We start from the raw sequence: 14,415 nt of genomic DNA, 5'->3' as shown, positions 1-14,415 counted from the left end.
GTGGGTTCAGCAGAGTGCTGTAGGGCATTCAATGGGTCACGAAGAGTCCGCCAGGCAACTGGTTCGATGGTTGAGTTGTTGTTGTGTATTCCATACGATTGTTTTGGTAAGACGAACAAATGAGTCATAAGCCATTAGTATCTGTCATCATTATCTTCTTAAATGCTAGTGAGAAGTTCTTTGAAGAGGCTATCGAGAGCGTGTTTGCCCAGACCTATGATCACTGGGAACTGTTACTAGTAGATGATGGCTCAACTGATAGCAGCACTACAATTGCCCTGCGCTATGCAGAACAATATCCTCAGAAAGTGCGCTATCTTGACCACGAAGGCCACCAGAATCGCGGCATGAGTGCTGCGCGTAACTTAGGCATCCGCAATGCTAAAGGTGAGTACATTGCCTTCTTAGACGCTGACGACGTTTGGTTTCCCCATAAATTAGAACAGCAGGTGCCAATTCTGAATTCACAGCCTGAAGCTGCCATGCTCTATGGCCGTACTCAATTTTGGTTCAGCTGGACAGGAAATTCTCAAGACATCCAGCGCGATTGTATGACAAAGACAAGTGTCCAATTCGATACGCTAGTCAATCCGCCAACTCAGCTCATTCTCTATTTACAAGATGGAGAAATTTATCCTTGTATGTGTAGTGTCTTAATAAGACGACATGTACTTGAGGATTTAGGGGGATTTGAAGAGGAATTCCGAAATGCGAATGAGGATATGGTCTTTCACTCCAAGGTCTTTCTCAAGGCACCTGTGTTCATATCCAGCGAATGTTGGGATCGGTATCGGATGCATCCAAGTAGCTACTGGCAGGCTGCGAAAACAGCAAGACGAGATACGCCATCTATTGCACGTTTAACTTATCTAAACTGGCTAGAGAAGTATTTGTCCGAACAAGAGATCAAGGATGTAAAGGTCTGGCAAGCACTCAAACAGGAGCGATGGGTAATTCTTCATCCAAAGTTGTATCGTCTTTTAAGAGCTCTTTGGAATCCCGTGAGCCTGGGGAAAATGCTAGTGAAGCGAATAGGGCGATGGACACTACCCATCTTCTTCCGTCGCTGGCTACGGTTTCAATACCAGAACATGATATCACCACGCTAAACCAACCGTACTTAAAATTTTAAATCATGCATTTTATTGTCACCGGAGGCGCTGGTTTTATTGGCTCTCATGTAACAGAGCAGCTTTTAATAGAAGGTCACACTGTGACTGTAGTTGACAACCTAACTACTCGTAAGTTAGAAAACTTGCCTAAACATCCTCGTCTTCGATTATTGCTGAAAAACATATTAGATTGTCAGGCAGAAGATTTCACTGAGGCAATTGATGGAATTGCTCATTTAGCAGCTACTCCATCTGTGACTGAGTCCTGGTTACAACCATTAGAGGCTCATCACAACAATCTTTCTGCAATGATTGCTGTGCTTTTACTGTGCAAGGCTTTAAGCATCCCCAGACTCGTCTTTGCTAGCTCTGCTGCCGTATATGGAAATAAAACACAGTTACCCATTTCAGAAGAGCAACAGACTGTCCCTATTTCTCCTTATGGATTACAGAAATTAGTGAGCGAGCAATATGCAAATTTATTCGCTGAAAAGATAGGCTTGTCTTTCATTGCACTAAGGTTGTTCAATGTATTCGGACCTCGTCAAGTTCCCAACTCACCCTACTCTGGCGTTATTTCTATCTTTACTAGCGCTATGCAAAAAGGTCTGCCCATTACAATTTACGGAGATGGTATGCAGACAAGAGATTTTATTTACGTTAAGGATGTTGCAGTTGCTTTTACAAAAGCCTTAACGACTCCGCTTCCTGTCGGTTCTTGCCTTACCTGTAATGTTGGTACAGGTAAAGGAACTTCGCTGCTTGAGCTTGTAAATATCCTGAAAACCTGTTTTAGTCAATGGAACTCAGAAATTCACTTTACGACTGCCCGACCTGGAGACATTCAACATTCCCTGGCTGACATATCGAAAGTATTGTCGCTGTTGAATTTCCAGCCTCAATGGTCAGTTGCATCTGGCATTCACTTTTTAGTTGAATTCTTACAAAAAAAATTATATGAATGAACAACACCTCTACCGTGCTAGTATTCCACCAGTGCCAGAGGGCACACAACGACCTCTCTGGTCAGTCATGATTCCCACTTACAATTGCGCTAACTATCTGCGCGAGACACTGGCGAGTGTGTTAGCTCAAGATCCAGGACCAGAGGTCATGCAGATTGAGGTGGTTGATGATCATTCTACCAAGGACGATCCCGCAGCAGTTGTTGAGGAACTAGGACGTGGTCGTGTTAGTTTTTATCAGCAACCAGAGAATGTAGGTTATATCAGAAACTTTGAAACTTGCTTGCAGCGTTCTCGTGGCAAATTGATTCATCTACTGCATGGCGATGATTGTGTACGAGAAAGTTTTTATCGCAAGATGCAACAGTTATTTGATCAGCACTCAGAAATAGGTGCTGCCTTTTGTCGCCACATTTTCATGGATGAACACAGTCACTGGCAAGGTATTTCCCAGCTAGAAGAGCCTAAAAGTGGCATTTTGAGTAATTATTTGGAGCGAATTGTTGTTCACCATCTTATCCAAACACCATCAATAGTGGTGCGTCGCGATGTTTATGAAAAACTAGGGGGATTTGACCGTCGCTTTGTCTGCTGTTGTGAAGACTGGGAGATGTGGGTACGCATCGCTGCAAACTACCCTATAGGTTATGAAGTTGAGCCACTGGCAGCATATCGCGTGATGCGCATGGGTTCTCTAAGTAAGAATTCTGTACGTTCTGGTAAGTATGCTCAAGATATTTGTAGGGCTCATGAAATAATTCAATCTTATCTACCTACATACATTCCTCAAGCAATTGCTATCCAACTTTTGAAACAGACTCGAGAGAAGTCTGCATTAAGCTTACTTGATTTAGCTAACGAGATGCTGGATGTTAGGGATACAGCATCTGCAATGATTCAGATTCGAGAAGTCTTCAATTTTAGTCATACTTTAAGAGTCACGAAGAGAATAGGGCGCATACTTTTAAAAGCTGGAATATGCCATATTAAGAAGCTCATTCTAACCTTCACAAAAATTCACTTAAAAACTCAAAAAATTACTAAAATATGAGAGTAGAAATTATTGAGTTTCAAGTACTAGTTTATTTTATTTCTTAAAAATCGTTATCTAAATATGTCTGTACCTATTGTGCTTATTCACAGAACTGACAGTGACTATTTATTATATAGTCTCTCTCAAGCCAAAAAGGTAAATCCTCAATCCAATATTCATTTAATAGGAGATCCTAGTAATAGCCACTATGCTTTTGTAAAGCATTACAATATTCTAGATTATTTTCAAGAAGCTCAGGAATTCTCAGAATATTATCAACACCTTAATACAAATCCATATGAATATGAAATTTTTTGTTTTCAAAGATGGTTGGTCTTAAAAAATTTTATGCTTATAAATAAAATAGAAAAATGTTTTTATATGGATTCAGATGTTATGTTGTATGCTGATATGACATTAGAAGAAAAAAGATTTTCTCGATTTGATTTTACTTTATCTTATCCTCCCCAAGCTGACTCACCAAGTCCACACTGCTCTTTTATAAATAACATCAACGCACTCAATGATTTTTGTGATTTTTTAAAAGAGATATATCTCAATGATTCTCTACTTAATATAATGAAATTGCAATTTGACCGATGTGCTGGGCATGGTGGAGCCTGTGATATGACTGCATTCCGAGAATATCAGAATAGAGGTCGCAGTAAGATTGGTAATACATCAATCATTTTAAATGACTCAATATATGATCACAATATTAATGATTCACATGGGTTTGAGATGTGTAATGGCATAAAAAATATAAACTTGCGTAATGGTAAACCTTTCTGTAGATATAGTGACTGTAACAAAGAAATTAAATTCAAAATTCTCCACTTTCAGGGAGGAGCAAAGAAATTTATGAGGTATTACTGTACTGCAAGAAAGGCTATTATAGCTGATTACTTTCGTAAGCTACGAGGTAAGGTGTATAGATTGATAGTAAAACTTGAAAAAATCTTCTAAGAAAGTATTTTACTAATAGAACAAGTATCATTGTGAAATTTTATAAAATTTCTTGTAAAAAAGGGTGATTTACTCCTTCGTATAATTTTTTTTAAATGGAGAACTTATGTCATTATCAACTCCTGTAGGTTTCCTTATCTTTAACCGCCCCGACCTGACAGAACAGGTATTTGCGGCTATTGCCCAAGCTAAACCTAAAAAACTGTTCGTGATTGCAGATGGACCACGCTCTCCTGAAGAAGCTGAAAAGTGCGAGAAAGCTAGGTCAGTCATTCAGAAGGTAGATTGGGATTGCGAGCTATTGACTGACTTTTCAGATACAAACCTGGGATGTGGACGACGTGAAGCGAGTGGATTTGACTGGGTTTTCTCCCAAGTGGAAGAAGCAATCTTCTTAGAGGATGATACGCTACCAAATCCGTCTTTCTTTAATTTTTGTCAGACCATGCTTGAGCGTTATCGCGATGATGAACGAATCATGCATATTACCGGCAATAACTTTCAGAAGCAGAACCGAAACGAGTACAGTTATTACTTCTCAAAATATATGCATGCCTGGGGTTGGGCTTCTTGGCGAAGAGCTTGGCAGCATTATGACTACTATATGAAGACTTGGCCTGAGTTTAAGAGAGCAGGGTTGCTTAAGTATATCTGTGAAGATCCATACGAACAAAAGTATTGGACAGACATACTTGATCAAATGTATGCTGATCCTCAAGTTATAGATACGTGGGACTATCAATGGACTTATGCCTGCTGGTCTCAGAATGGTTCGGTAATAACACCCAATAAGAACCTTGTTTCAAATCTTGGTTTTAACCGAGAAGATGCTGCTCATACAGTAGGTGATAGTCCAATATCAAGATTGGCAACAATAGATATTACGGCAGTAACCCATCCTCCATTTGTCGTTAGACATCAAGAGGCTGACGCCTATACTTTTAACCATGTTTTTGGTGGTCAAGCTATGAGAGATGCAGATACCTTACCTGCAAAATTGCGTCAATCTATAAGTAGATATGTAGGTAAATTCAAACAAAAAATGAAACAAAGTTTGGTTTGGAGTAATTAACCTTAGAGAGTGTATTTGTTGACTAATAAGACGTGAGTTCGACGCAGCTTTGAAAGGCTAATTGTATCGTGCTGCCCTATAAGCTATATCCTTAGATTATTTGGTTACCAGACTCTTTTCATCGAACTCGCATTAATAAGTATAAACATACAATTTTGCATTCTTGTTTTTGAAAAATGAACTATCTAAACCTCGGCTGCGGTCGTCGGTTTCATCCTGAATGGACAAACGTTGATTTCACCTCAACAGGCGAAGGGGTGATTGCTCATAACCTCACTCAAGGCATTCTCTTTCCTGATGCTTCGTTTAATGTTGTCTACCACTCGCACTTGCTTGAACATTTTTCTAAAACTGCCGCAGAGTTATTTCTGAAAGAATGCTGGCGTGTCTTGCATCCGCAAGGTGTTTTGCGAGTAGCGGTTCCTGATTTAGAGCAAATTGCTCGAACTTATTTACTGGCACTTGAGCAAGCTAGCATAGGTTCTCAAGAATGGGCTGCCAACCACGAATGGATCTTACTGGAGATGTACGATCAAACGGTGAGAAATTACTCTGGAGGAGACATGGCAGCATATCTTTTTAGAGAACACATCCCCAACAAAGAATTTGTTCTCAAGCGCTGTGGTGCTGAAGCCAAAAGTTTGATAGAAGCAGGACATCAATACAGGCAAAAATCTCAGCAACCGCCAGATGGTCAACCAAAACACTTGTTAAAGCAGATTTATCGCTTTGTGCGCTGTCCAGAGTATCGTCGAGAGTCACTACTCAAGATTCTACTTGCTCAAGAGTACAATGCTTTACAAACTGGACGATTTCGTCAAGGGGGTGAGGTTCACCAGTGGATGTATGACCGTTATTCCCTGACTGTTCTTTTAGAGAAATGCGGCTTTCAAAACATCATTCAACGAACTGCAACTGAAAGCTACATTCCAGGCTGGGTTAACTTCAATCTAGACACAGAACCTGATGGCACAGTTTATAAACCCGACTCTATCTTTGTAGAAGCTATTAAGCCAGCGCCATGAATGTCCTACATATCAACCAATCTGATATTTCCGGTGGAGCTGCAATTGCAGGCTATAGACTGCATCAAGGCTTGCTGGCTCAAGGCATTGACTCACGGTTGCTAGTGGGTAGAGTTGAAACTAGCAGCGATCGCGTAGAGGTTGTGCCAAGTAAATACCGCATCGAGAAACAACTCCTGCGTGTTACTTCCCGTCTTGGCTTTAACTATCTCAACATTATCAGTAGCTTTGATATTCCTAAGCACAGTTTCTACAAAAATGCAGATATTCTTAACTTTCACAATTTGCATACTGGTTATTTCAACTACCTGGCAATTCCAGCATTAACGGAAAACAAGCCAGCAGTTTTTACGCTTCACGATATGTGGAGCTTTACGGGACATTGTGCTTATAGCTATGACTGCGATCGCTGGAAAACTGGTTGTGGCAAATGCCCATACCCAGATACCTACCCTGCCGTTACCGCAGACAATACTCGCCTAGAGTGGAAGCTGAAAAACTGGGTTTACAGCCGCTCCAACCTCACGATTGTGACTCCCAGCAATTGGCTAACCAAGCAAGCGGAGCAGAGTATGCTCAACCGCTTCCCCGTTCATCATATTCCTTATGGGATTGATACAGAAGCCTACAAGCCTCTTGAGCTTGAACAATGCCGCTCTGTGTTGGGTATTTCAACTGGCAAAAAAGTTCTCATGTTTGGGGCTGAAAGTTTAAAAGATTCCCGAAAGGGTGGCGATTTGCTGCTGAAGGCGTTGCAAAACTTACCTCCGTCCCTGAAAGCTGAAACTGTACTTTTAACTATAGGTCGTGGTGGAGAGGCAATTTCTGAAGCAGTAGGCATGGCGACCCTAAATCTTGCTTATGTTACTAGCGATCGCCTAAAATCCATCGCCTATTCTGCTGCTGACCTATTTGTTTTTCCTACTCGTGCCGATAATCTCCCATTGGTGCTGCAAGAGAGCATGGCTTGTGGCACTCCGATGGTTTCTTTCAAAATTGGTGGTGTCCCTGATCTCGTCCGTCCAGGTGTTACTGGCTACTTGGCTACACCAGAAGATGCTCAGGATTTCTCTAATGGAATTGTACAGTTGTTGGAGGATGAAAAACTACGTGATCAAATGAGGCAAAATTGTCGGGCGATCGCCCTGAAGGAATACTCCTTAGAATTACAAGCTAAACGATACATTGAGTTGTATCAGCATTTGCAAAATTAGAAGCAATAACTTGTAAATAATTTTAAAAATTACAAAGTTTATAGACGATTACTCAAAGTATATAGCACTCATTTGTAAACCCTTGTATTAACTATAAGCAGACATCATGAGCAAAGTGAAAGCATTAGTCGGTAGTATTCCTGGGCTTCGTAAGTTGTCTAGTTTCTTTAAACAGGGTTATGACGTTGATAAGTTATATGCTTCTCCGTTTCTACGCTTTTTTCCGCCTGGTCATTTCTATTCACCTATTCCTAGTCTTAGCGATGTATTAAGCAAAGAAAATCTGCTTTTTAGACAGGACTTGAAAGAATTTCCAGGCGTAGACTTAAGAGAGGAAGAGCAACTCAAAATGCTTGATCAGCTTGCTCTTTACTATGAGGAATTACCTTTTCCGGAGCAACCAAATACGTCTAGCCGATATTACTACCAAAATATATTCTTCTGCTACGCTGACGCAATCATTCTGTATGCTATGCTGCGTCATCTCAAGCCCAGAAAAGTTATTGAGGTTGGCTCTGGCTTCTCCTCTGCAGTTATGCTGGACACAAATGATGCCTTTCTGGGTAGTGCTACAAATTTCACGTTTATTGAACCTTACCCTGAACGACTTTACAGTTTATTCAACGAAAAGGATCAGCGTCAGCATAAAGTGATTGAGAAACCAGTTCAAGAGGTTGAACTTGAGTTGTTTCAAACGCTAGATGCAGGTGACATCTTATTTGTGGATTCCTCACACGTAGTTAAAATTGGCAGTGACGTTGCACATATCATCTTTGAGATACTGCCACGGCTTAAACCTGGAGTGATTGTACACTTCCACGATGTTTTTTATTCTTTCGAGTATCCAAAAGAGTGGGTTAAAGAAGGAAGAGCGTGGAATGAAGATTACTTTTTAAGAGCTTTTCTTCAATACAATTCTGTCTTTCAGATTTTATACTTTAACTCATTCATGGGTCAGTTTTATCAAAATGAACTTGAGCGTAAAATGCCTTTATGTTTACGCAATACTGGCGGTAGTCTGTGGATGAAGAAAGCTGCGTAACACCTATGCGATCGCATGAATCAAAATTGTCGGGCGATCTGCCGCTATGCTGCAGCGCTTCGCTATCGCCCTTGCAGAGTACACCCTAGAACTTCAAGCGCAGCGATACATCGAGTTCTACCGTCAGGTTTTAGAGAAACAGGGGCGAACGCTGGCTGACTCGTGTTGATGAAAAGGTGGGGCGATCGCGACGCCTCTAAACAACGTTTTACTGGACAATAGTGGACATTGGCTGAAAACTGTACGAGTAACCATCTTTGCGATGGATTGGCTGACAATGCTTGTGACGAATAGACTGCAATTTTCCTAATGGAGTAGTCACATCAAAAGCACCGCTTTCTCGGACAGAAACACGCCCTAGATGAACACCTTGATGCTTGCCCTTGGGAACGTTAGCGCGAACAATATCGCTATCTGTTACAAATCTTCTTCAGTTAACAATGACTTTCATTCGCAACCTCTAGCCATCCTTCAATCGCATCCTTGAGATTAGCCATCAATTCTTCCCAAGTATCGCCCTCAGTAATACAACCAGGTAGAGCAGGAACCTCCGCCCAGTATCCGCCTTCTTCAGCTTGGTGAACAATTGCCTTAAACTTCATGCCCAATGTTGCACAAGACATTTCAACTCTATGTTATAACGCGATCGCAAGCGTCAAAAACGCGTTTACCCTATGCCTTTGAGGAATACCCTCTTGGAGTTACACGTTGGTCGTTACACTGAGTTGTACCACCTGACTTTACAAAAGCTTTACATAAATTAAATAGCCATCTCTTCCGATTCATCCTGATTCTTCTTGAAGTTATAGAAAAGCCTAGTAGGAACACGGAAATTAATCGGTTACTTTCTCGCCAGCAAAGAACATCCCTGCAATCTGAAACAAGCCAATCATGATTAGTGTTATTACCCCAGTTTACAACGGCGAAAGATTTATCGAGTCTTGCATCAAAGTTGTGATTGACCAAAACTGCCCAGATATCGAACACATCGTTGTAGATGGTGGCTCAACAGACCAAACAGTAGAAATTATTAAACAGTATGCAGAAAAGTATCCTCATATCCGATGGATTTCTGAAAAGGATAAGGGTCAGTCGGATGCGATGAATAAAGGAATTGCGATGGCTAGGGGAGAGATATTAGCTATTTTGAATGTTGATGACTACTATGAGCCAAATGTGTTGAATCGAGTAGCAGAAATTTTTAAAACACTACCAGAGCCAAGCTTGCTCGTTGGAAATTGTAATTTATGGAATGATGATGGAGAGATTTTTGAAGTTAACAAACCAGCTAGGCTAAAATTTACAGATTTGCTATTAGGATGGAAGATAAATCCTTTTCCAGCTAATCCATCTGCATATTTCTACCATACTTCATTACATCAAATCATAGGTAACTACCCAGTCGATGACCATGATGCAATGGATTTACATTTTATATTAAAGGCTGTGCAAGTAGCAACAGTTAAGTACGTAGACGAACTTTGGGGTAACTTTCGAGTAATTAAGGGTACGAAGACTTATCATAGCAATACAAATGGTCAAACTATTCAACGTATAGAGAAAATCCTGAAAATTTATAGACGAGATCTTCCTCTATTTCAGCAATTACAGTTAGGTATAAAACGTGATTTTTTGTACATAAAAGATTGGATTTTAGTTAGAATTAAATATTTTGCAAATAAACCACAAGAATTACCTCTAACACTCAAAAATAAGTTGAAAAAATTTGCTATTATGTTAAATTTTTAGACAAAAAATACAGTTGACTAAAAAAAGTGAAACCTAGCAAGAGAAGCTCTATGAACCCTAAGGTATCTATTATAATTCCCACTTACAACACTGAAAAATACATCGCACAAGCCATTACATCTGCATTAGAGCAGACTGAGCGGAATATTGAAGTGATTGTAGTAGATGACGCTTCTACTGACAGCACGGTAGAGGTTGTTAGGGGTTTTACTGATGAGCGCCTCAAGCTTTTTGTTAACGAGCGTAACGGTGGACCAAGCTATACACGTAATCGTGCCTTGAAAGAGGCAAGGGGCGAATGGATTGCTTTGCTGGACTCGGATGACTGGTTCGCACCAGAAAGGATAGAGAGACTTTTGCATATAGCTTATGAGGAGAACGCAGACCTTATTGCTGATGATATGTATTGGATTAAAGATGGCAGCGACTCTCCCTGGAACACAACACTTTCTCTAGAAAAAATTTGCTTTAATCAGCCCATACAAATTGATTCAGTATATTTTCTTGATTTCAATTTAAGTATAACAAAACCTCTAATTAAACGTAGCTTTCTGCTCCAGCACGGTCTTGAGTTTAATGAAGCCTTGAGGTATGAAGAAGATTTGCTCCTCTTTCTAATGTGCCTATTGAATGGGGCAAACTTTGTTATCGTACCTGAACAGTTTTATTTCTATCGCAATCGCATGGATTCTCTTACAACTGAATACCAAGATTTTTTTGAGCAAGCCTATAAGACGAATTCATATCTTCTACAACAAGAATTAGTCAAGAATAATCCAAAGCTGGTGCATTCTCTATCAAGACGCTTGTTAAAGATGAAGCGAACTAGAGCTTTCTGTCGTGTTAGAAAATTTATTAAAAAAGGAGCTTTATTAGGTGCGTTGGCTGAGGCTGTGCAAAACCCTAGTTTCTTTTTAGCCTTGTGGGTGCGTCTTCCAGGGATTCTGAAATACCATTTTTCTCGTCACTTTACTATAAGAGTTTAACTAAGTAAAAATGCGACTAAAATTTTAGAGGAGAAACTCTATGAAATTTGACTGGCTAATCATAGGTGCTGGATATTCTGCCTGCGTAATAGCTGAACGAGTTGCTAATGAGCTTGGGCAGAGAGTACTGATTGTAGAAAAACGTGACCACATCGGCGGTAATGCCTACGATTACTACAACGAGCATGGCATTTTAGTTCATAAATACGGTCCTCATATTTTCCACACCAAATCCAAAAAAGTTTGGGATTATCTCTCCCAATTTACTGAGTGGAGACATTACTATCACCATGTGCTGGGAGTGGTAGAAGGCAAGAAAGTCCCTATCCCTTTTAATCTAAATTCGCTCTATGCCCTTTTTCCTCCAAAATATGCAGAGAAGCTGGAGAACTTACTTCTAGAAAACTTCGGTTTTGGCGTCAAAGTACCCATTCTGAAACTGCGTGAGAGTGCTAGTGGCGACCTAACCTTCCTAGCTGATTACATTTATGAAAATGTCTTCCTCCGCTACACAATGAAGCAGTGGGGAGTGAAACCAGAAGAACTAGATCGGGGAGTCACAGGACGTGTTCCAGTCTACATCAGTCGGGATAACCGTTATTTTCAAGACCCCTACCAAGCTATGCCCAAGCTTGGCTACACCGAGATGTTCCGCAAAATGCTGGCTCACCCCAACATTAAAGTTCTGCTGAACACAGATTACCGTGAGATTATTAACGAGGTTAAGTTTAACCGGATACTTTGCACTGGTCCGATTGATACTTTCTTCGATTATATGTATGGCGAGTTGCCATATCGTAGCTTACGCTTTCAATTCGAGACGTTAGACCAAGAATCGTATCAAGAGGTAGGTACAGTCAACTACCCCAACGACTACGACATCACCCGCATCACTGAACAGAAATACCTCTCAGGACAAACCTCACCCAAAACTACTTTGGTGATGGAATATCCTCAAGCTTATGTCCCAGGGAAAAATGACCCCTATTACCCCATCCTCAACGAAGAGAACCGCGAACGTCTTGACCTTTACCTCAAAGAAGTAGAGAAACTCAACGGTTCAGTACTGTTTGCAGGGCGACTTGCAGATTACAAGTACTATGACATGGATCAAGCAGTGGTTCGGGCGCTTGGGGTATTTGAGAAAGAAATAGCGAACTGTGCATGAGTAAAAAATAACATCAGAAGAAGGCTGCTGCCTTCTTTGTTGTCAAAGAGCCGAGATTTGTCATTAGTGAACAGCAGCAAATTACTGATACACAACGACATTAAATCTAGATGCTGTGTCTACCAAAAAATACGAATTGTGTAAAGAGCGAGCAGGAGCCAGATGAACGTAGTCAGCAGAATTCGATTTCCTCGTACACCTGAAACTTCTAGCTTGTACATGAAATGTAATGAGGGTGCTTCCCTAAATTTGCATACAGAACACGCAGAGGTTTCGTTAACTAGAAATAGTGTTTTGTCCTTAAACACTTACTTTAATTCATTCTACGAAAAATTCTACGCTAAATATACAGAGCTTTCCTCTCTATATTACTTGTTAAAACTTGAGGGGGATTTTCAAGTCTCTATTTATAGAGAACAGTATGACAGAGAAAACAGAGAACTCATTCACACACAAAGCTTTGAGAACTGTCAACTTTTGGAGCCTGTGAAAATTGCGCTACCAGATTCTTGGCGGGGTGAGAATGCTGGTAGAGTTTATCTTGAAATAAACTGTGTAAGCGAGCGTGGTTTATTCACAGGGGGATTTATTGCAACCGAACAAGCCAAAATTAGGGAAGTATCTTTAGGCATTATTACCTGCACTTTCAAAAAAGAAGCTTATGTAAAAAATTCGGTGAACGAGATTTTGAAAGATGATTTCCTGTCAGACAAGAAGTTTAAAGTTTTTGTTGTTGATAATGGCAGAACCCTAAAACAAGATGAATTCGATGACCAAAGGGTTCAATTGATTCCTAACAGAAATGTTGGTGGAAGCGGAGGTTTCACTCGAGGCTTAATCCAAGCTTTACAAGAGGATATTCATACACACTTTTTATTCATGGATGATGACATCGAGTTAGAGAGTGAATCTATCTACAGGCTTTTCCCACTGTACGAGTATGCTACCCAAGACTTTGCAATATCTGGCAGTATGTTGGATCTGTATAAAAAGCATATATTGTTTGAGGCAGGGGCAGTGTATGGTAAATCTATTGACAGGCAGGGCAATCCTCAACATAATCCGTTCGCAGTTATGTGTTTAAAGCCAAAGCTCAATCTCGAAAACCTCAGTGCTACTAACCTTTTGCTATCGGAAGATAGCCCTGATTACGGCGGTTTTTGGTTCTTTTCTTTTTCTCAAGAAACTATTCAAAAAATAGGCTTACCAATGCCTTTCTTTATAAAGATAGATGATATGGAGTTTGGCTTAAGGATTAAAGGATGTCTTAGTCATTCAATAGTTGCTTTTCCAGGAATAGCCGTTTGGCACGAACCTTTCTATGCAAAGAATCCTATTTGGGATACTTATTATAGATTTCGCAATCATCTAATAACCAATTCTATTTATAGCTTGTCAGGATACATAAATACAGTTAAGTTTCTAACACAACATCTACTCTACAATCTATTGGTGTTTGACTATAATTCTGCGGAAATGGTTATGAGGGGTTTTGAGGATTACCTGAAAGGACCACAGTTAATAAAAAGCCATGATCCAGAGGCAATTCATGCTAAGATATTAGGACTTAGTAAAAGCTACAAGACCCAACGTGTACAATCTCATCCTCTAGCTAATAATGAACCTCACGGTGATTCAAGTGCTGAAAGTATTCAACAACCTATTCTCAAAAAAATTATTGGTTTACTGACTCTCAATGGTCATTTACTTCCAGACTTTTTGGTAAGTAATGATAAAGCATATTATTGGATTGGTTCTGAATACTCTGACTATTGGTACAAGGAATTTGCAAAAAAACAGGTTGTTATTGCTAGAGAAGGAAATAGCAGTGTCCATCTGCATGAGATGAGCCGAACAACTTGTATAGTGATTTTAATTAGATGGTTGAAAATCATTACCAAGAGTGCTATTAGGTGGTCCTCTGTTAGTTCTGAGTGGAAAAATGCTTTCAACCATTTCTCTTCCACTGAATTTTGGAGAGATTATCTCAAGCTCAATGAGCAAAACTAACCTTACTTTTCACTCTTATCTGGAAGACCTCTCTCCAAACCTCTCTCCTGCAAGGAGAGAGGCTTTGATTTTT

At 40.2% G+C, this 14,415-nt stretch carries 14 protein-coding genes; 13 read left to right on the top strand and 1 reads right to left on the bottom strand.

The features are described from left to right. The first annotated feature begins 119 nt into the window (after window positions 1–119). From ACM0OZ_RS20130 to ACM0OZ_RS20090, 9 genes are all read left to right on the top strand, one after another. Entirely contained in the window at window positions 120–1,109 is a 990-nt protein-coding gene (locus tag ACM0OZ_RS20130; protein WP_414584594.1) for a glycosyltransferase family 2 protein, read from the top strand. A 26-nt stretch (window positions 1,110–1,135) separates the two neighbouring features. Further along, the gene (locus ACM0OZ_RS20125) at window positions 1,136–2,077 is read left to right on the top strand and encodes an NAD-dependent epimerase/dehydratase family protein (RefSeq protein WP_414584593.1); all 942 of its coding nucleotides are present in this window, start codon (window positions 1,136–1,138) and stop codon (window positions 2,075–2,077) included. Continuing rightward, window positions 2,070–3,128: a glycosyltransferase family 2 protein gene (locus ACM0OZ_RS20120; protein WP_414584592.1), complete on the top strand. Its 1,059-nt coding sequence runs from the start codon at window positions 2,070–2,072 to the stop codon at window positions 3,126–3,128. The genes ACM0OZ_RS20125 and ACM0OZ_RS20120 overlap by 8 nt, the downstream gene beginning before the upstream one ends. 63 nt (window positions 3,129–3,191) lie before the next feature. Further along, the gene (locus tag ACM0OZ_RS20115; RefSeq protein WP_414584591.1) at window positions 3,192–4,076 is read left to right on the top strand and encodes a hypothetical protein; all 885 of its coding nucleotides are present in this window, start codon (window positions 3,192–3,194) and stop codon (window positions 4,074–4,076) included. Between the two features lie 106 nt (window positions 4,077–4,182). Then, a complete protein-coding gene (locus ACM0OZ_RS20110) occupies window positions 4,183–5,148 on the top strand; it encodes a glycosyltransferase family 2 protein (RefSeq protein ID WP_414584590.1) in 966 nt (321 codons plus the stop codon). A gap of 176 nt (window positions 5,149–5,324) precedes the next feature. Then, entirely contained in the window at window positions 5,325–6,173 is an 849-nt protein-coding gene (locus tag ACM0OZ_RS20105) for a class I SAM-dependent methyltransferase (RefSeq protein WP_414584589.1), read from the top strand. Next, the gene (locus ACM0OZ_RS20100) at window positions 6,170–7,387 is read left to right on the top strand and encodes a glycosyltransferase family 4 protein (protein ID WP_414584588.1); all 1,218 of its coding nucleotides are present in this window, start codon (window positions 6,170–6,172) and stop codon (window positions 7,385–7,387) included. Before ACM0OZ_RS20105 ends, ACM0OZ_RS20100 begins: the two co-directional genes overlap by 4 nt. 106 nt (window positions 7,388–7,493) lie before the next feature. Continuing rightward, window positions 7,494–8,429 (top strand): class I SAM-dependent methyltransferase, encoded by a 936-nt coding sequence (locus tag ACM0OZ_RS20095; protein ID WP_414584587.1) that lies wholly within the window; start codon window positions 7,494–7,496, stop codon window positions 8,427–8,429. A 46-nt stretch (window positions 8,430–8,475) separates the two neighbouring features. After that, complete coding sequence (locus tag ACM0OZ_RS20090; RefSeq protein WP_414584586.1) at window positions 8,476–8,598, top strand: hypothetical protein; 123 nt, start codon at window positions 8,476–8,478, stop codon at window positions 8,596–8,598. Between the two features lie 265 nt (window positions 8,599–8,863). On the opposite strand, the gene ACM0OZ_RS20085 is transcribed toward ACM0OZ_RS20090, so the two are convergent. Beyond that, a complete protein-coding gene (locus ACM0OZ_RS20085; protein WP_414584626.1) occupies window positions 8,864–9,031 on the bottom strand; it encodes a type II toxin-antitoxin system HicB family antitoxin in 168 nt (55 codons plus the stop codon). 289 nt (window positions 9,032–9,320) lie between these two features. Here ACM0OZ_RS20085 and ACM0OZ_RS20080 point away from each other — a divergent pair, with 289 nt between their 5' ends. The 4 genes from ACM0OZ_RS20080 (at window position 9,321) to ACM0OZ_RS20065 (ending at window position 14,342) form a co-directional block, all read left to right on the top strand. After that, window positions 9,321–10,178 (top strand): glycosyltransferase family 2 protein, encoded by an 858-nt coding sequence (locus ACM0OZ_RS20080; protein ID WP_414584585.1) that lies wholly within the window; start codon window positions 9,321–9,323, stop codon window positions 10,176–10,178. Between the two features lie 50 nt (window positions 10,179–10,228). Further along, window positions 10,229–11,164: a glycosyltransferase family 2 protein gene (locus ACM0OZ_RS20075; RefSeq protein ID WP_414584584.1), complete on the top strand. Its 936-nt coding sequence runs from the start codon at window positions 10,229–10,231 to the stop codon at window positions 11,162–11,164. A gap of 40 nt (window positions 11,165–11,204) precedes the next feature. Continuing rightward, entirely contained in the window at window positions 11,205–12,332 is a 1,128-nt protein-coding gene (gene glf / locus ACM0OZ_RS20070) for a UDP-galactopyranose mutase (protein WP_414584583.1), read from the top strand. A 162-nt stretch (window positions 12,333–12,494) separates the two neighbouring features. After that, window positions 12,495–14,342 (top strand): glycosyltransferase, encoded by a 1,848-nt coding sequence (locus tag ACM0OZ_RS20065; protein WP_414584582.1) that lies wholly within the window; start codon window positions 12,495–12,497, stop codon window positions 14,340–14,342. The last annotated feature ends 73 nt before the right edge of the window (window positions 14,343–14,415 follow it).

The organism is Scytonema sp. PCC 10023 (assembly GCF_963920835.1).
GTDB lineage: Bacteria > Cyanobacteriota > Cyanobacteriia > Cyanobacteriales > Nostocaceae > Kalymmatonema.
Note: the sequence above shows the minus strand (reverse complement) of the source record. Positions and strands in the feature narration are given on the sequence as shown.